Below are 16417 nucleotides of genomic sequence, written 5' to 3'. Positions count from 1 at the left end.
GTAGGGAATTCCCACATCGGAATGTTCGAATCTTGCTGCAACGCAGCCAATTGACATCAACCCTAAAATGCTCGAGTTTCGCGGGATGTCTGCATACATGGGATACATTACTTTTAAGGACCAAAACGAAGCCCAAACTCTTTGTCGATCCATGGTCGAAAAGCGCCTCATCGCCTGCGCTAACATCCATGCGCCTCATACTGCGATTTATAACTGGGAAAATTCATTGCACACTGACACTGAGGTCTCGGCCACCCTCAAAACCACAAAAGATCGCCTGAAATCAGTGGAAGATTTTGTTGTCCAAAATCATAGCTACACGACACCGTGCTTGGTGTTTTGGCCAATTGAAGAAGGCACTGACAACTTCCTCGAATGGATATATACACAAACCCATGACTAAAACGGAACTGGCTCAAAGTATTTACAAGGTGTCTCATCTTACCGGTGAATTCAAACTTCGCTCTGGAAAAGTTTCGAAAGAATACTTTGATAAATACCAGTTTGAATCTCGTCCCGAAATATTAACCGATATCGTCGACTTTATGACTCCCCTAGTTCCGAAGGGAACAGAACTGTTAGGCGCTCTCGAAATGGGGGGAATTCCTCTCGCCACAGTGGTCTCTCTCCGCGCACGGATTCCCGTCGTTTTTTTAAGGAAAAGTGCAAAAAGTTATGGGACTTGTAAATTCGCAGAAGGCCCTGATGTTAAAGGTAAAAAAATCTGTCTGATAGAAGATGTCATCACAACCGGTGGACAAGTTGTGGCCACAACAAAAATGCTTCGCGATGCGGGCGCTATTGTGACTAGTGTTGTTTGTGTTATTGATCGCAGCGAGGGCGACACTCAAGCCTTAAAGGACGCCGGTCTAAAGATGAAGTCCGTCCTCACTATGGCGGAAATCAAAGAGGCCGTCGGTGAACAGATCGAACAGGCCGAAAAGCAAGCCAAGAAAACGAAAAAATCAACTCCAGCTCCAAAGTAAACTCGGGTCCGTGTTCGTGATCACGAGCGAATACCGTCATCGTGAGACGTCTTACTCAAAAAAAAGGTCCCGCAAACTTTGCGAGACCTTGCTTTTAACCTCGACGTTTCCGTCAAAGATAAGAACTCTATTTTAGACTACCAGTTGAATTTCTTCACAGTAACCATTGAACCTTGGAAAGTGGCGCGATCCGCATTTCCATTCTGCTCAGAGGTTAAACCTGCGCCAAGACCTGGCAACCATCCGCCCATTTTGATACTCACGTTAGGAGAAGAGAGGAAAAGAATTTGTGCGCCAACGATCCCTTTAGAAAGATCTAATCCAATCGCATCGACAGGCTCTTCGATCAGTTGAAGGCTTTGGAGACGGTTATAAACGCTTTCGTTCACGTGCATTCTGACATAAAGAACGCCAACAGCTGCAGATAAAGAGAAAACGGTCTGTTCATTAATTCCAGAACTTCTAGAAATTGTGAAAGTCTCTCCGTAGATGTTAGAGCAAACCAACTTTTGAGTGGATGCGGTCAAAGCTCCACCTTTTGCCGTTAAACAAGCCATGTTGTAACCGATGGTGCGGTTGTCATCAGTGGCAGCAGCCAATACGAAGTTCGGTTGTTCGGACTGGGCAGAAATAGCGGTTAACATTTGTTCCATTTGCTGTGCTTCTTGAGCAGAAACTTTGCGACCGAGTTCTTCCTCAAAAGAATTAGCCATAGCGCTAGCACCGAGTAAAGAAGACATAAGAACGATTACGAATTTATTGAACATGATCCCTCCAATTGGTTGAAGGTCAGAGATAAAACATCCTCACCGAACTGAATATCTTAAAGACCCCTCGGAGCAAGATTGTAGATTTTGCGAAGAAAAAATTTTACAGCCCTGACAGATCTACAATTTGTCAGATCAGCGTCACTGCGTTCAGGATGACCTTGGGGTTACTCTTGGGCACCAGGCTTATCGCTCACCTTGGGCGCATCGACGACGGGCTTGGTGGCCTCTGGCGAAGTGATATCGGGCACTGCAATAGCGGTGGGCTTGCGTGGCTCTGCAGGAGCCGAGGCTTCCGGTGGAGTCACTGCGGGTTCATAAATTCCATAGCTCATAAAAGTCTGCTTAAGTTCAGGGCATGTGCGCGAACCTGCGGGATAGTAGGCCGTGGGCTCCCAAGGAATATTCACATCTCGCTTGTGGGCCACGCAAGACGCCTGATGGGCCCAAAAGTTAACACAAGGTCCACGGTGATTGTTCGCCGCCACCTTCACGTAACTCATCAGAGACAACTCTTCGTAACCCTCTTCTTGATGAGTCATCACTCCACACGCCATAAACTTTCGGATCTTTTGAATGGCTGTGGCCGCTTCTTCTTCTCCGGCCGCTTCGTTCATCGCCTTAATGGCAGCTTGGCGCTCGCTCGGCTTGGTCGGCACATCGGAACACAATCGATCTTTCTGTTTATCGGCGCGAGCTCGATCCATTCGCTCAAGGATGACGTGATTGTAGTGTTCATCTTCGATGCATGCTTTCGCGAAGGCCGAAGCTGCACCCATACTCACCGCAAGAAATAGAAAGAATCTCATGGAATTAGTATAAGCGACTTTGTTTTTATTTTTCTAGCTTAATAGATTCTTCGGACTCGACCAAAAGCCCGCTTATTTTTCGCAAGCAATGTAAGCAATCCACGACTCGCAGTACTCGCCCTCGGTCACGCGATTAAAGTTGCCATCACCTTCACCGGTTTTGGTAGTACCTTCCCAATAAATATGGGTCTTTTTAAAACCGGCCTCGTCGAGAATGTCGCGAAGCTCAGGAATGGACCATAAGCGCCAGTCATAGGAAAAGACTTTCTTAAATTTCTTTTTATAACCTTTCACTTTAAAGTGAATGTAGAATTGGCCTTCGTTGGTGACAGGATCAAAAGAGTCCTGATCCCAATAGTAAACAAATCCTTCGTGCTGAGTGCGCTCTTCGTTGGGCTCGTAGCTCTCACTACCGCCAAAACAATCGAGAATAAATAAACCACCTTTATTCACTCCGCGGTAACAGTTTTTAAAATACTCGAGCATCACTTTACGATCTTTGAAGATATAATGTGAAAAATTCATCGCTGCGACAAGATCCGCAGTCGGCAGATTTTTATCGAGAACATTTTTGTTTAAAATATCTAACCGACGCTGTTGGTCCACCGTCATTTCTTTAAAACCTTTAAGGCCATAACTGATCGGCTCGAGATCCAGATCCACCCCGACCGCTTCCATTTCTGGACCACTTCGCACCCATGCACGGCTCAGCTCAAAAGTTCCACAAAAGTCTTCACGCATAGTTTTTGGCTTTTTCTTTTTTAAATCTCGAAAAACCTTTTTAAAGAACTGCACATCGTTCTTAGGAGATTGAACAGCACGGCTGTAGTAATCGTATTTATCAAAAGTAGCGGGGAATTTTTGCGGACGACTCATTTTAACCTATCGTAAGTGGATTAATTTTAGATCTAAGGCGATGTCTAAGGCTCCGTGGCCATCAACTCTTCAATCGCCGCGACGATATCGTGCTCTTGAGGAACGGAGTTTTCTTCGAAGACCGGATGAAGACCAATGCCCGGCAGGTTTTTGCCCGCGAGAACTACAGGAGCCGCATAAAGGTGATAGAACAGCTCTTGTGTGGCTCTATAGGCCAAATGCTCTCCAAAGTTGGTTACTTCCGTATCTTCATTGAGGAAAATCACACGGCGAGTTTTTAAAACAGAATCTTTAATCATCGACCAGTCATAAGGATAAAGCGAACGCAGGTCGATGATTTCTACGGAATAGCGATCGCTCACCTTTTTCACCGCATCTTCGGCCATGAGGACATGGCGACCGTAAGTGACGATGGTCACATCACTTCCCTCTTGAACGATTTTCCCTTTGCCGATCTCAACGGTAAAATCTTCCACTGGTGGCCACTTGGCTTTCCAGCGCGAGCGATCACCGAGTGGAGCGTCGATCATCGATTTTAATTGCTTCTCGTCCTCAGGCTCTCCCGGAATCAAATCCGCGCCCCGAACGCGCATCAAAGCTTTCGGCTTTAAGAACAGAACTGGATTGGGATCTTTAATCGCGGCGAGAAGTAACCCGTAAGCGTCTTTCGGATTCGAAGGCATAACTACCTTCCATCCCGGAAGGCGCGTGGCCCACGCATCAAAACTATGACTGTGATAAACCGAGCCGCGGATTCCCGCGCCCACTGGAGTCATCACCGTCATTGGTAGATTGTAATTGCCGTTAGTGCACCAAGAGGTGTTGCCGGCGAATTTTAAAAGATCGATCGTATTAAAAATATAGTCACAAAATTGGATCTCGGCCACGCAACGTTCGCCAGCGAAGGCGATTCCCATAGCGGCACCGATAATTCCACGCTCATCCAAAGGAGTATTCCACGCACACTCCACGCCTTGGGTGGCGGTAAAAACACCGCCTAAAGGTTCTCCCACATCTTGGCCGAACACGTCTTTTAATTCGAGGTGGGTTTCTGCAAAATGGAGGGCCATGCGAATGGCTTGAGCCATATTAGCCATTAGAACTTCCTCCAATCGGCGTTTTCACTATTTTTATAAGTGTGTTCCCAAAGGGTCTCTGCGGTCGGTTGCGGCTCTTCGCGCACACGATCGGTAATTTCCCGAATTCGCTCAAAGTGCTCTTCACGATTTTTTTTACATTCCGCCGCGGTGATCACCTTCGCATCGATCAATTTCTTTTCGAAAAGCTCGATACAGCAAGGTTCATTGGCTGAGCGGTTCGCTCCCGAAGCTGAGGAGTGTCCGTAAAGACGAGACACCATAAATTCGGAAAGCACGGGCTTCCCTGTCTTGCGAATGTAATCGAGATCATTTTTAATCGCGAGGTACGCCTCAACGGGGTCGTTTCCATTGTAAACGCCGGTGCGAATTCCAAATGCTTTCCCACGATCCGCCACATACTTTTCACCGTGCTGACTGGCGAAATCGGTAGAGATTCCCCAGCGGTTGTTTTGCACGGTCATGTACATCGGAAGCGGAGAGGCTGGGCGGCTCGACCAAATCAAAGCGCTGGCGAAATCCCCCTCGGCCGTTCCGGCATCGCCACCAGTGATGATGCTAACACCCTTACCGTGACGTTTTTGCGAGATGGCTGTTCCAATCGCAATCGAGTATTGAATTTCAATAGGAGAAGACACCGGGAGAACATTCCACTGCGGATAGCAGTAGTGATTGGAGAAATTTCGCCCACCGGTGCTGACATCGGTCGCTCGATTCATGATCAAACGGAGCGCGTCCTCTTCGCTCATTCCCATGGCTAACAACGTAGGAGTGCAACGATAGTGAAGATGCATATAATCATACTCGGGACCTTGACCTTTGTTGGCCAGAAGGCCGAGGGCCACCCCAAAGGCTTCTTCCCCGGGAGCACCAATCCAAAAGAAAGCGTCGCCACGACGATACACTTGAATCATGCGTTCTTCGAGAATGCGTGAACGCACCATTAAGTCGTAAATGCGAAGCATAAGATCTTTAGGGAGACTTAAAGAGGATTTTGAAGACGCTGTTTTTGCGGATTTTTTAGAAGATTTTGCGGCCATAATCACTCGCTTAGTTTTAGCGGTTTTTGCGCGGACAGAGGACTTTTGCGATTTAGAAGATCTAGGCTCACCCATAAATTAGGAAACTAGGTGAGCCGAGGATAATTGTCAACGAGGCTTAGTTCTCGTGTTGGACTGGTTTTTTCTCCGACTGAATTCCACGATTATCTGAGGCCGTATTGCTGCTTTGAGCAATAACTTTCAGTGGAACTTTGCTCTTAATATCAACAAAGTCGACGGCGATATTGACCGCTTCGCTGACATCAGCGCGCTTAAAGTATTCGGCCTTTTTTTCAGCTTCCGAAAACTTCTTCTTTTTATCGCTCTCGTCTTTTTTCTCTTTAAGGTCATTGAAAGAGTCCTCAAGTACGATCTCTTTTGTATCTTTCTTACGCTTCTCTACTTTTTTCTTAATTTCGGCGAACTCTGGGCTTGAGGCCACTCGCTCTTCCGAGCGCTTCTTTAAAGTCGATACAACTTTATCGTCCACTTTATCCCATTTTCCTTCGCCCGTGGTCACGTACGCTTGAGGAGAAAGGAAGGAGTCGATCTGTTTTGGAGGAAGAGAGTACTCCAGAGTCTTCTCTCCGATTTCATCATCATCCCCGTCGAATTCGCTCGGGAAAACAATGTGAGAAGCCACCCCTCTATGCTGGGTGGAAAAACCGCTCGGCGTAAAGAACATACCTATGGTCACTTTTAAAGCACCAAGACCTGTCGCCAATTGAATCACCTGTTGAACGGTCCCTTTACCAAAGGTGTGATCAGAACCGACCACCACCGCGCGGCCGTAATCTTTCAGCGCACCGGCGACGATCTCTGAGGCACTGGCACTAAAACGGCTCGTCAGGATCACGAGAGGACCTGACCAATTCACTTTAGGCTCCACGTCTTTTAAAGGAAGGGGTTTTACTTCTGGAGAGCGCGATGATTGCATCACGACGTTTCCAGTTCCAAAAAAGAGACCGGCGAGATCCACAGCATCACTGAGGCTACCGCCCCCGTTTTGCGAAAGGTCTAAAACCATAGAGTCGACTTTTTGCTTTTTAGCTTCTTCGATCAACTTGGCAACGTCTTCAGCGCAAGAGCGACCACCACGACGGGAGTCGGCGTAGAACGACGGAAGATTAATCACACCCACCTTACGATTGACACCGTTCACATTCTTCTCAAGATAAGAGATCTGAGCGGCTTCGTCCTCGAGCTTCACTTCGTCACGAGTGAGCGTTACGAAAAGCGTCTCAGGCTTCCCGTCTTTTTTACGCATGATTTTTAAACGAACTTTAGTTCCTTTATTTCCGCGAATTTTAGCCACAACATCACGAAGATCCCATTCGATCACTTCGTCCATAGGGCTCACTTTACCGTTTTCGTCCACTTGAGAAACACCGATAATTTTATCTTTTTCGAGAACAAGACCAGAACGATCTGCAGCTCCACCCTTAACGAGGGCCTCTACTGTTGTAAAGCCATCCTCTTGCGTGAGAGTCGCGCCGATCCCTTGGAGAGATAAACGCATAGAGATTTCGAAGTCCTCGAGCATATCTGCAGAAAAATAAGACGTGTGCGCATCAAGACCGCGACCAAAAGCATTCAAATAGTTGGTCAACATGTCTTCTTCTTTAATGTCTTTTAACTTTTTCGCGATTCGGTCATAGCTTCGCTTGACCTTTTCAACCGCATCGGGAAGCTTTTCATCCGATAACAAATAGTTTGAAACTTGGAAGTTTAAGTACTTCTTTTGAAGCTCCTTCAACTCTTTGTCGTTGGCGGAATAGCTGCGTTTTTTAGCATCGATCACCAGACGAGTTTTTTTGTCGAATTTAAAATCTTTATTTAAGGTCGCCTTCGCGAAAGCGGCACGGTCTTCTAAACGCTTCGAGTACAACTTCTGAACCGCTTGAAGCTTTTTGCAATCTCGCTTTTCGAGATCCGTAAAAATCCCCTTCATTTCTTTTTGAATCGTTTCAACATCCCCTTTTGTGAAAATGATCTTCGACCCGTCCAAATAATCGATATAACGATCAACGGTATGAGCCTCCAATGTGGGGGTCAATTCGTTGTAAATAACGTGAGCCAAAAGAAATCCACGCTGAATGTCCTTCACGTTGTTACACGTGAGCTTCATTGATTGCATTGGACCGCCCAACGCAAAATTTTGCGCATGAGCCGTGCCCACTATCAATGGAAGCACAATCAGTAGGGATACTTGTTTGATGAAATTCATGAATACGTCCTTTTCACGGGGTTTTACAACTCATCGGCAGGAGACCCAAAAGACTTTCGGTTTTGCGACCGTATTGTGTCTGGATTTCGATCAAGACTTGCAGAAAGTGTTAAAACCAGACGCAAGTACCGTTCGAAAGAGCGCACATATCAGTTGGTGTATCTGCGGATTCTTCGCCCTAAATCATAGTACCACTAAATGGCAGGACGTGAATCACTTTTCGGGATGGATGGCGCCCTATAACAGACTGAGCTGTTCATAGTTCGGAACAGATGTTTTTTCGGCGTGATGACTAAAAACTTCCCACTTATTGACCTGGCCTTGGGTCGTTTCGATGATAAAAAAGGCATTGTCCGGGTAGTCCCGTTTTAAATAGGTAAATTCCTCGATGATCTTCTGGACGTTTTTAGGATCGTCATCCGACATTCCAAAGCGATGGTAAGGGTTTTCGCCGTAAGTCTTAAAGGCGAGCTCGACGGCATGGCGTATGGCCTTCCTTTTAAGCTCTGGAATGGACCCACCCGCGAGATTCTTCTGCGTTTCGGGATGAGATACCGGCAAAATCGAAAGGTAGTTGGGCTCGTGGGGTAAATGGCCACGATCCACAAATAGCTTTAGCCCTGCCCGAATGGTTTCGGGATGGTGCCCACGGGCCGTGATCACAGAGATCGGTCTTTGGTTGAGAACCGCATGGTAGAAATAATCCCACGAGGGACCCGCCCAATCCCCGATCTCTAGAGCTTTCAACACGTCTTCGAGAAAGGGCTGGCTGGAAGTGTCACTGAAAGGGTTATCCCTAAAGCGTTGAAAACTTCCATTCTCATCATCCGCAATCACTTCGTAGTCCTTCAAAAATCCAGATTTGCCGATGTTATCGAAATCTTGCCAAAAGATCCGCCCTGGCACCTCAAGCATCACCTTCGATTCTTTATGGAAAACGTAGTGAGCCGAATTGACGTGAAAAATATTTTCGTCGAGATCGAAAAAATAAAAACTCTTCCCGCCCTTATCGGCATTGCGATCGGGGTGAACGTTTTGCGGAAGTGGTAGTCTTTGCTGCTGAGACATCGGGTATTTATAAGCTATTTTACGCAGGGCTTCAAGTGGGCCCGAGGATTTTCCCAAGAATTGAGATGTGTCCCCGGCCCCTCAGTTCAATCCTAGTAAGGCGTTGCTAGATCCACAATCCAAGATAGAGCATCTAGTCGACAAAAGGCGCTCATCGACTTTGCCAAAGTGCCTTGGGCCTCAGCGTATTTGTCGAAACAAGCTTCGGTCATCGACTCCAATAGAGCCGTCGTTTGCTTTTCGGGACTTAAGGTTGCGAGTTCGTTTCTACAAACGTCCGCGGCCAGTCCTGCCGTTGATACATCCAGCGAGGACCCCCAAGCGCAAGCACGAGCCATTCCGGCCGCCTCGTAGCAAGAGCCCGCGTTCGAAATCAACTCTTGAAAGACTTCGGGTTGGTTTAAAATATCCTCACCGCTGGAATCGGTGCATTCCATCGCAAAAACGGTGTTCGACAGTGTTAGTAAAAGAGCCACAAACAGAGCTTTAGACATACTATTCTCCCCTGGTTTAAAATCCTGATGCTGAGCTACCATAATCGCCAGTCTTAACGAAACTTTTTGGGAAAGGAGTTAGAAATTGTAAGAATGCCAGGCGTATTCCTCAAAATCTCGAGATTTTTTTTCGAAACTCTCGGAAATTTTCACCCGAGGGTGCAAAGTCGACCCGCCTTTTGCATTAAAAATTTACAAATAAATGTAGCCCCACGAATTCCTAGAAGAAAATTTGAGTCATTCCGGATAGTCCTGGGGCCACAAGAGGAGATCACTATGAATCAAAATGTTTTAGCTATCGGATTGGGGCTTTTCTTAACAAGCACTGCTGCTTTCGCAACGCCGGGAGATACAGCCTGCAAGGGAATGCAGAACGGAAAAACGATCGAGTTACTTTTAGGGTATGATGTCACCGGACAAACAGTTCCCTCCTTGCTCGAAGTGAGCGAAAACGGTTCCGTTGTTTTCACCTCGACCGCAGTCGAAGAGACTATGATTAACGTAGGAACAGAAAATGAACCCTTCATCAACAATGCATGGGTCGCCAGTGACGAAGAGTCCACGGCCACTGTACGTATTCCAGAGCAAAATCCAGAGAATGATGGGAAATTTACGGTTGTACTCACGGTGAGTACAGATTCGGGCTTGTTTAAAGCGAATGACGTTGAGTTGACCTGCGAACGCTAATCTCAGCGCTATTTTGACTTTCTCTGAGAGTTCGCCCGACGCCGGGCGAACCTCAATTCTACTCCATGGACCTAGATTTCGTTAACCCAGTCCGAATATCAATCCATCACGCGCGATCTTCCGGACTCGCCGTTCTTCGTTTGACCTTTTTAACTGCCGCAGTCTTTGCTGCAGGAGCCGCTGGTGCTTTTGCGGCTACTGTTTTAGCTTTCGCGGGAGCCTTTTTTGCTTTTCCCGCGGGCTTAGCTTTGATTTTTGAAGAGAGCAGCTCGATCGCTTTATCAAGAGTGATCTTCTCAACTCCGATATCCTCTGGAATAGATACGTTGTATTTTCCGCACTTGATGTAAGGACCGTATTTACCGTTGAACACCTGAATTTTATCAGTGGTTTCGGGGTGCGCCCCTAACTCTTTAAGGGCCGAAGCCGCTCCACGGCCTTTTTTCGGCTGGGACATCAACTCCATAGCAAATTTAAAATCCACATCAAAAAGAGGCTGACCTTTGGGAATCGAACGGAAATCACCGTCGTGAACCACGTAAGGACCAAATCGGCCTATGCCCATTTTTACGGGTTTACCGGTTTCAGGATGATTTCCGAGATCTTTGGGAAGAGATAACAAAAATATCGCTTTGGGCATGTCGATATCATCAATCGTCATTCCAGCGGGAATCGAAGTTCGCTTCGGCTCATCATCCCCCATTTGAACGTAAGGCCCATAACGACCATTTAAGACGTAGATCGGCAGACCTGTGTCAGGATGTTTTCCGAGAGCATCAGCTCCACTGATTTTTTGATCAATCAGTTTGTTCGCATCGTCGGCAGTGATGTCAGCCGGAGCCAAAGAATCAATGATCGATGCGCACTGCTCGACGCCTTCTTTCATCCGGCAAACATACGCGCCGTATTTCCCGACGCGAAAACGCAGTCCCACAAGATTCTCTAATTGAATTTCGCGAGAGGTTTCGGGATCGATATTTTTTTCTTCGGCCTTCACTTGTTCGAGGAGACCTGTTTTTCCAAAATAAATCGATTTGAGGTAAGACTCTGAATCTAATTCGCCAACAGCGATATCATCGAGAGATTTTTCCATTTCCGAAGTGAAACCCACATCGACGTATTTAGGAAGATGAGTCGCGAGAAGATGGGAGACGACCATCGCCGTAAACGTGGGAACTAAGGCTCCGCCCTGCTTGTTCACGTACCCGCGATCTTGAATCGTACTAATGACCGCCGCATAGGTGGAAGGACGACCGATTCCTTCTTTTTCCATGGTTTGCACCAAGGACGCTTCCGTAAATCGTGCCGGTGGTTTTGTTTCGTGCTCTTTGGGGTCGATCTTTTTAAGGTCGACCGTATCGCCCTTTTTCATGGCGGGAAGTTTTGCGTCGTCCTTGTTGTCTTCTTTCGCCGAAACTTCTTCTTCTGTGGGCTCTTCGCTATAAACTTTTAAAAATCCTGGGAACTGAACGGTTTGGCCCGAGGCGGAGAACACATTATCGCCCACATCAAACTTAATGCTCACTTGTAAAAGTTCGGCATCCTTCATTTGGCTAGCGATCGTGCGCTTCCAGATCAATTCGTAAAGATCCTTCTGGGCGCCTTTTAATTTTGTATCATTGGGTGCGACCATCTCGGTCCCCGCAGGTCGAATGGCTTCGTGGGCCTCTTGAGCGCCTTTCACTTTTTTGCCTTCGTACTTGCGACCTTGAGGTGGAAGATAATTTTTCCCGTACTGAGCTTCGATCGCATCGCGACTGGCTTGAAGCGCTTGTTCCGAAAGAAAGGTGGAATCGGTTCTCATGTAAGTGATGAACCCTTCTTCGTAGAGCTTTTGGGCCACTCGCATGGCTTCGCGGGCGCCCAGTCCTAGCTTGCGACCGGCTTCCTGCTGGAGCGTCGATGTAATAAAGGGAGGAGCTGGACGACGAATCACCGGCTTTTCCTCAACCGAGCTCACGACCCACTTGGCCTCGCGAGCCTCATCCACGATTTTGAGAGCTAATTTTTCGTCGACATGGATTAAATCTGATGACTTATCTTTAAGCAATTGTCCCGTATTGGGATCGAAATCTTTACCCGTGACAACCCGTTTGTTTTTGTGAGTTGTCAATCGACTTTCAAAAGCTACTCCCGCTTTAGCATTCTGAGCGTAAACCCCGTAATAATTAGCTTTTTTGAATTTCATCCGCGCTTGTTCGCGCTCGACAATCATTCGCATCGCCACGGACTGAACTCGACCGGCCGACAAACCGTAAGCGACTTTTTTCCACAACAACGGAGAAATCGTGTAGCCCACCAAACGGTCAAGAATGCGACGAGCCTCTTGAGCGCGAACGAGGTTGTCGTCAATATCACGGAAATGCGTTAACGCCTCTTGGATCGCCTTTTTGGTGATCTCATGGAAAACCATGCGCTTCACGGGAACTTGGGGGCGTAAAAGCTCTAACAAGTGCCAGCTAATGCTCTCCCCTTCGCGATCTTCATCGGTGGCGAGAATGACTTCGTCCACTTCTTGAAGTTTATCTTTAAGATTCTTAACGATCTTATTTTTATCTTTAGGAATACAGTAGATCGGTTCGAAGTTTTTATCGACGTTGACGCCGAGATGGGCCCACGGTTGCTTCTTAAATTTTTCGGGAATGTCTTTTGAAGACTGCGGCAGATCACGAACATGACCCATGCAGGATTCGACGATGTAATCGTTCCCTAAAAATTTTCTGATGGTTTTGGCTTTGGTGGGAGACTCTACTATGACTAATTTTTTTGCGACTGGCATTGATAAAACAATGCGACCGAAAGTTGAAGGTGGCAATCACTTAATCAGGCACATGGCGGCAATAGCTGGACTTGGGAAATTTTTTTAGTCCGAATTCATGTTGTCGATCTTTCTCCCTGCCCTCGACGGGTGCAGGTCGTCTTCGGATTGCGTCACGTCGAGATTACTCGCCGTGGCCGCAACCCGGATACGCCCTGCTCGCACGGGATGGTCGAAAGATCGACAACATGAATTCGGACTAAAAAAATTTACAATCGCGCTTTGGCGATGAGGACGTTGAGGAGGTGGCCTGTTTTTGTTTTTTATTTTTGTTCGGGGCGGTTGTGGAGTATGGTTGGGGGATGAAGAGTGTATTTGAGATGGATTCGAAGAGTGTGCGGGTTTTGTTTTGTGATATTGATGATACTTTGACCACTGAGGGGAAGTTGCCTGCGGAATCTTATGGCAAGATTTGGGAGCTTTCGAATGCGGGGGTTTGGGTGGTGCCGATCACCGGGCGCCCGGCGGGTTGGTGTGACATGATTGCGCGATTTTGGCCGGTGGCGGGAGTGATTGGCGAGAATGGCGCGTTCTACTTTACGTATCAGAATAAAAAAATGAAGCGTGTTTGGGCTTACGATGAACCGAAACGTTTAGGATTTCAGCAAAAGCTTGGAATGATACGAGATGAAGTTTTAGCGTCCGTTCCTGGTGCTGCCGTTTCGGCCGATCAGTTTTCCCGCCTGTTTGATCTTGCCATCGACTTTTGCGAAGACGTGGCGCCTCTCTCCGCCCAAAACATTCAAAAGATTGTCGACGTTTTTAAAAAGCATGGAGCGCAGGCCAAAGTGAGTTCCATTCATGTGAATGGGTGGTTTGGAGATCACGATAAGCTTTCCATGTGTCGCACTTACTGTAAAAACGAACTCAATATCGACATTGATCGCGATCAGGACACCTTGGCCTTTGTGGGGGACTCCCCTAACGACGAACCCATGTTCGGCTTTTTTAAAAACTCCGTGGGCGTGGCGAATATTAAGAATTTCCTGAAAGATTTAAAAACACCGCCACAATATGTTTGCGAAAAAGAAAGTGGCGAGGGATTTGTCCAACTCGCCACACATATTCTTTCGAAAAAGATTTAAATTCGCTACTTCTTAATTCCCATCAAAGCGGCAAATGGATTGTTAAACGGCTCCGCGGGTTTTCGCTGAGGACGGTGATCTCCTCCACCACGACCGCCCTGAGGACGATTGTCACGATGGTCTCTGTTGTCGCGACCGCCACCTTTACCGCCAGACGCGCGCTTATCGTTTCCTCCGCCTTGGCGAGGACGATGGTCGGAGTCTTTGCGAGGCTGCTGAGACGCGTGATCTCGTGGAGATTTGGCCGTAGGCGCCTCACTCAACTTCATCGTGAGAGCGATTTGCTTCTTGTCTGCATCCACACTCTTTACTTTGACCTTCACTTGATCGCCGGGGCTCACTACTTTTTGAGGATCGTCGACGAAGGTTTCAGATAGTTCCGAAATATGCACGAGACCATCTTGGTGAACTCCGATATCGACGAAGGCCCCAAAATTCGTCACGTTGGTGACGATTCCGTTACAAAGCATGCCCTCTTTCACGTCGCTCAGTTCAAAAATGTCATCGCGAAATTGAAAGACTTGGAATTCGGCCCGAGGATCGCGTCCTGGTTTTTTAAGTTCGTTATAAATATCATTGAACGTGTACTCACCGAGGAGCTTCGTCCATTTTTCTTTGACCGAAAGAATCTTGTCCGCTCCGGATCCCATGATTTCGCTCAAAGACACTTTAAGCTCTGCGGCCATATCTTTCACCGCAGAATATCTCTCGGGGTGAACGCCCGTGGAATCGAGAGCCACTTCTCCGCCGCGAATTCGCAAGAAACCGGCCGCTTGCTCAAACATTTTCGTCGAAAAGTGCGGAACTTTTGTCAGATCCTCGCGGCGTTTAAATAAGCCTTTGTCGCGACGGAAGGCGATAATGTTTTTCGCCACCGCTGGACCGATTCCAGCCACGTACTGAAGTAATTTTTCGGAGGCCGTGTTCACGTCTACACCAACGTTGTTCACGCAACTTTCAACCACATCGTCGAGTTTTTTCTTGAGCGTGTTTTGACTCACATCGTGTTGGTATTGACCAACGCCGATACTTTTCGGCTCGATCTTTACGAGCTCCGCCAAAGGATCTTGTAAACGTCGCGCGATAGAGATCGCTCCACGAACAGTGATGTCGAGCTCCGGGAATTCTTCTCGGGCCACATCGGAGGCCGAGTAAACGCTCGCACCGGCTTCGCTTAAAAGGATCACAGGAATTTCTTTACCGAGCTCTTTTAACACTTTTCTTAAAAAGACTTCGGCCTCGCGCCCGCCCGTTCCGTTACCGACGGCGATAGCTTCAATTTGAATTTGCTTAAGGACTTCTTCAAAAAGCTTTTTGGCCTTGTCGATCGCCGCATCACCTTGAATGTGGAGAACGGTATTGGAGATAAAGTTTCCTTTTTTATCCACTAAAGCCAACTTGCAACCGGTTCTTACACCCGGATCCACGCCGAGGACGCATCGGGACCCATAGGGGCTTCCCAAAAGGACCTTCTTCACATTATTGGCGAAGACTTCAATGGCATGAATATCGGCTTCGTCTTTGAGCTCGCGATGAAGCTCATTGGTGATGGAAGGAACCACATGAACCGATAATGCCGTTTTCGCCGACATCTCTAAAAAGTTTTTGGCGATCGAAGTTTTATTGGAGAGCGCAAAGTCCTGGAACTTTTTAAGGAGCATGTCCTCATCAGCCACCAGAGTGATTGCCAACTCTTCCTCATTCCAACCGCGGCGGAGAGCCAAATAGCGGTGGGAATTTTTCTTTTGGCGAATGGATTTCACCGGCTCATTGTAGTCGAAATACATTTCGAATTTAGAATGAGCTTTAATTTTTTTACCGGGCTTGGAGATGATTTTCCCGTTGTTATGAAACTCATCGCGCACCATAATTCGTAAGTCTGGATTGTTAGAGATTCTCTCGACGATGATGTTCATCGCCCCACGAAGAACTTCCTCGTAGGTCGCAAATGTGGCGGCGACATTGATGTAATCTTTGGCTTTCACCTCGAGAGTGACCCCGCAGTTGTCGGCGCCATGCCCCAGGTCCCAGATCCAATCGGCCAAAGGCTCGATCCCCGCTTCGCGAGCCAGGGTGGCTTTGGTTTTCTTTTTCTTTTTGTAAGGACGATAGAGCTCTTCGATTTCCGCGAGCGTCCATGAATTTTGAATGCGGGCTTTGAGTTCGTCGGTGAGGTTTTTTTGCTCTTCGATCTCTTTGAGCACGAACTCTTTGCGAGCCATGATTTCTTTATACTCATTGTTAAAATCGATGACGGCGCGAATTTCCACCTCGTCCAGGTTTCCCGTCTTTTCTTTGCGATAACGCGCGATAAATGGGACGGTTCCCCCTTCCTCGGTGAGTTCGAGAACCGCTTTCGCCGATTTCCAGGAGACTGCGGGAAGGACATCTTTTAAAAAAGCTTCTAACGTTTTCTGCATTACAACCTCATGCGATTTTACGAGCGAACAACAATTACACGTT

Annotated in this window: 14 protein-coding genes; 4 read left to right on the top strand and 10 right to left on the bottom strand. The window is 47.5% G+C overall.

Going from position 1 to position 16417, the window contains the following annotated elements; all coding sequences use genetic code 11:
* The first annotated feature begins 85 nt into the window (after positions 1 to 85).
* Both K2Q26_08705 and pyrE read left to right on the top strand, forming a co-directional pair.
* Positions 86 to 403, top strand: coding sequence for a divalent-cation tolerance protein CutA (locus K2Q26_08705; GenBank protein ID MBY0315585.1), 318 nt, complete (start codon positions 86 to 88; stop codon positions 401 to 403).
* On the top strand, positions 396 to 986 hold the full coding sequence (pyrE, locus tag K2Q26_08700) for an orotate phosphoribosyltransferase (protein ID MBY0315584.1): 591 nt from the start codon (positions 396 to 398) through the stop codon (positions 984 to 986). The genes K2Q26_08705 and pyrE overlap by 8 nt, the downstream gene beginning before the upstream one ends.
* A 137-nt stretch (positions 987 to 1123) precedes the next feature.
* Here pyrE and K2Q26_08695 read toward each other — a convergent pair whose 3' ends face one another.
* The 8 genes from K2Q26_08695 to K2Q26_08660 all read right to left on the bottom strand — a co-directional run bounded on the left by K2Q26_08695 (position 1124) and on the right by K2Q26_08660 (position 9364).
* Positions 1124 to 1753 (bottom strand): hypothetical protein, encoded by a 630-nt coding sequence (locus K2Q26_08695; protein ID MBY0315583.1) that lies wholly within the window; start codon positions 1751 to 1753, stop codon positions 1124 to 1126.
* Between the two features lie 167 nt (positions 1754 to 1920).
* Positions 1921 to 2562, bottom strand: a complete 642-nt coding sequence (locus K2Q26_08690) for a hypothetical protein (protein ID MBY0315582.1) — start codon at positions 2560 to 2562, stop codon at positions 1921 to 1923.
* A gap of 72 nt (positions 2563 to 2634) precedes the next feature.
* Positions 2635 to 3438: a class I SAM-dependent methyltransferase gene (locus K2Q26_08685; GenBank protein MBY0315581.1), complete on the bottom strand. Its 804-nt coding sequence runs from the start codon at positions 3436 to 3438 to the stop codon at positions 2635 to 2637.
* A 44-nt stretch (positions 3439 to 3482) separates the two neighbouring features.
* The gene (locus K2Q26_08680) at positions 3483 to 4535 is read right to left on the bottom strand and encodes an alpha-ketoacid dehydrogenase subunit beta (GenBank protein MBY0315580.1); all 1053 of its coding nucleotides are present in this window, start codon (positions 4533 to 4535) and stop codon (positions 3483 to 3485) included.
* Positions 4535 to 5575, bottom strand: a complete 1041-nt coding sequence (locus K2Q26_08675; protein ID MBY0315579.1) for a thiamine pyrophosphate-dependent dehydrogenase E1 component subunit alpha — start codon at positions 5573 to 5575, stop codon at positions 4535 to 4537. The genes K2Q26_08680 and K2Q26_08675 overlap by 1 nt, the downstream gene beginning before the upstream one ends.
* A 118-nt stretch (positions 5576 to 5693) precedes the next feature.
* On the bottom strand, positions 5694 to 7802 hold the full coding sequence (locus K2Q26_08670) for a carboxy terminal-processing peptidase (protein ID MBY0315578.1): 2109 nt from the start codon (positions 7800 to 7802) through the stop codon (positions 5694 to 5696).
* Between the two features lie 237 nt (positions 7803 to 8039).
* Complete coding sequence (locus K2Q26_08665) at positions 8040 to 8927, bottom strand: hypothetical protein (protein ID MBY0315577.1); 888 nt, start codon at positions 8925 to 8927, stop codon at positions 8040 to 8042.
* A gap of 35 nt (positions 8928 to 8962) precedes the next feature.
* The gene (locus tag K2Q26_08660) at positions 8963 to 9364 is read right to left on the bottom strand and encodes a hypothetical protein (GenBank protein MBY0315576.1); all 402 of its coding nucleotides are present in this window, start codon (positions 9362 to 9364) and stop codon (positions 8963 to 8965) included.
* A gap of 276 nt (positions 9365 to 9640) precedes the next feature.
* Here K2Q26_08660 and K2Q26_08655 point away from each other — a divergent pair, with 276 nt between their 5' ends.
* On the top strand, positions 9641 to 10051 hold the full coding sequence (locus K2Q26_08655; GenBank protein MBY0315575.1) for a hypothetical protein: 411 nt from the start codon (positions 9641 to 9643) through the stop codon (positions 10049 to 10051).
* Between the two features lie 106 nt (positions 10052 to 10157).
* Here K2Q26_08655 and topA read toward each other — a convergent pair whose 3' ends face one another.
* Positions 10158 to 12830, bottom strand: coding sequence for a type I DNA topoisomerase (gene topA / locus K2Q26_08650; protein MBY0315574.1), 2673 nt, complete (start codon positions 12828 to 12830; stop codon positions 10158 to 10160).
* Positions 12831 to 13171: 341 nt separating this feature from the next.
* Here topA and K2Q26_08645 point away from each other — a divergent pair, with 341 nt between their 5' ends.
* Positions 13172 to 13954 (top strand): HAD-IIB family hydrolase, encoded by a 783-nt coding sequence (locus K2Q26_08645; GenBank protein ID MBY0315573.1) that lies wholly within the window; start codon positions 13172 to 13174, stop codon positions 13952 to 13954.
* Positions 13955 to 13959: 5 nt separating this feature from the next.
* Here K2Q26_08645 and K2Q26_08640 read toward each other — a convergent pair whose 3' ends face one another.
* The gene (locus K2Q26_08640; GenBank protein ID MBY0315572.1) at positions 13960 to 16374 is read right to left on the bottom strand and encodes a helix-hairpin-helix domain-containing protein; all 2415 of its coding nucleotides are present in this window, start codon (positions 16372 to 16374) and stop codon (positions 13960 to 13962) included.
* Positions 16375 to 16417: the final 43 nt, after the last annotated feature.

The sequence above is a fragment of the Bdellovibrionales bacterium genome (assembly GCA_019750295.1).
Taxonomy (GTDB): Bacteria; Bdellovibrionota; Bdellovibrionia; order Bdellovibrionales; family JAGQZY01; genus JAIEOS01.
The sequence above is the reverse complement of the archived record's forward strand: the minus strand, read 5'-3'. Positions and strand labels throughout refer to the sequence as shown.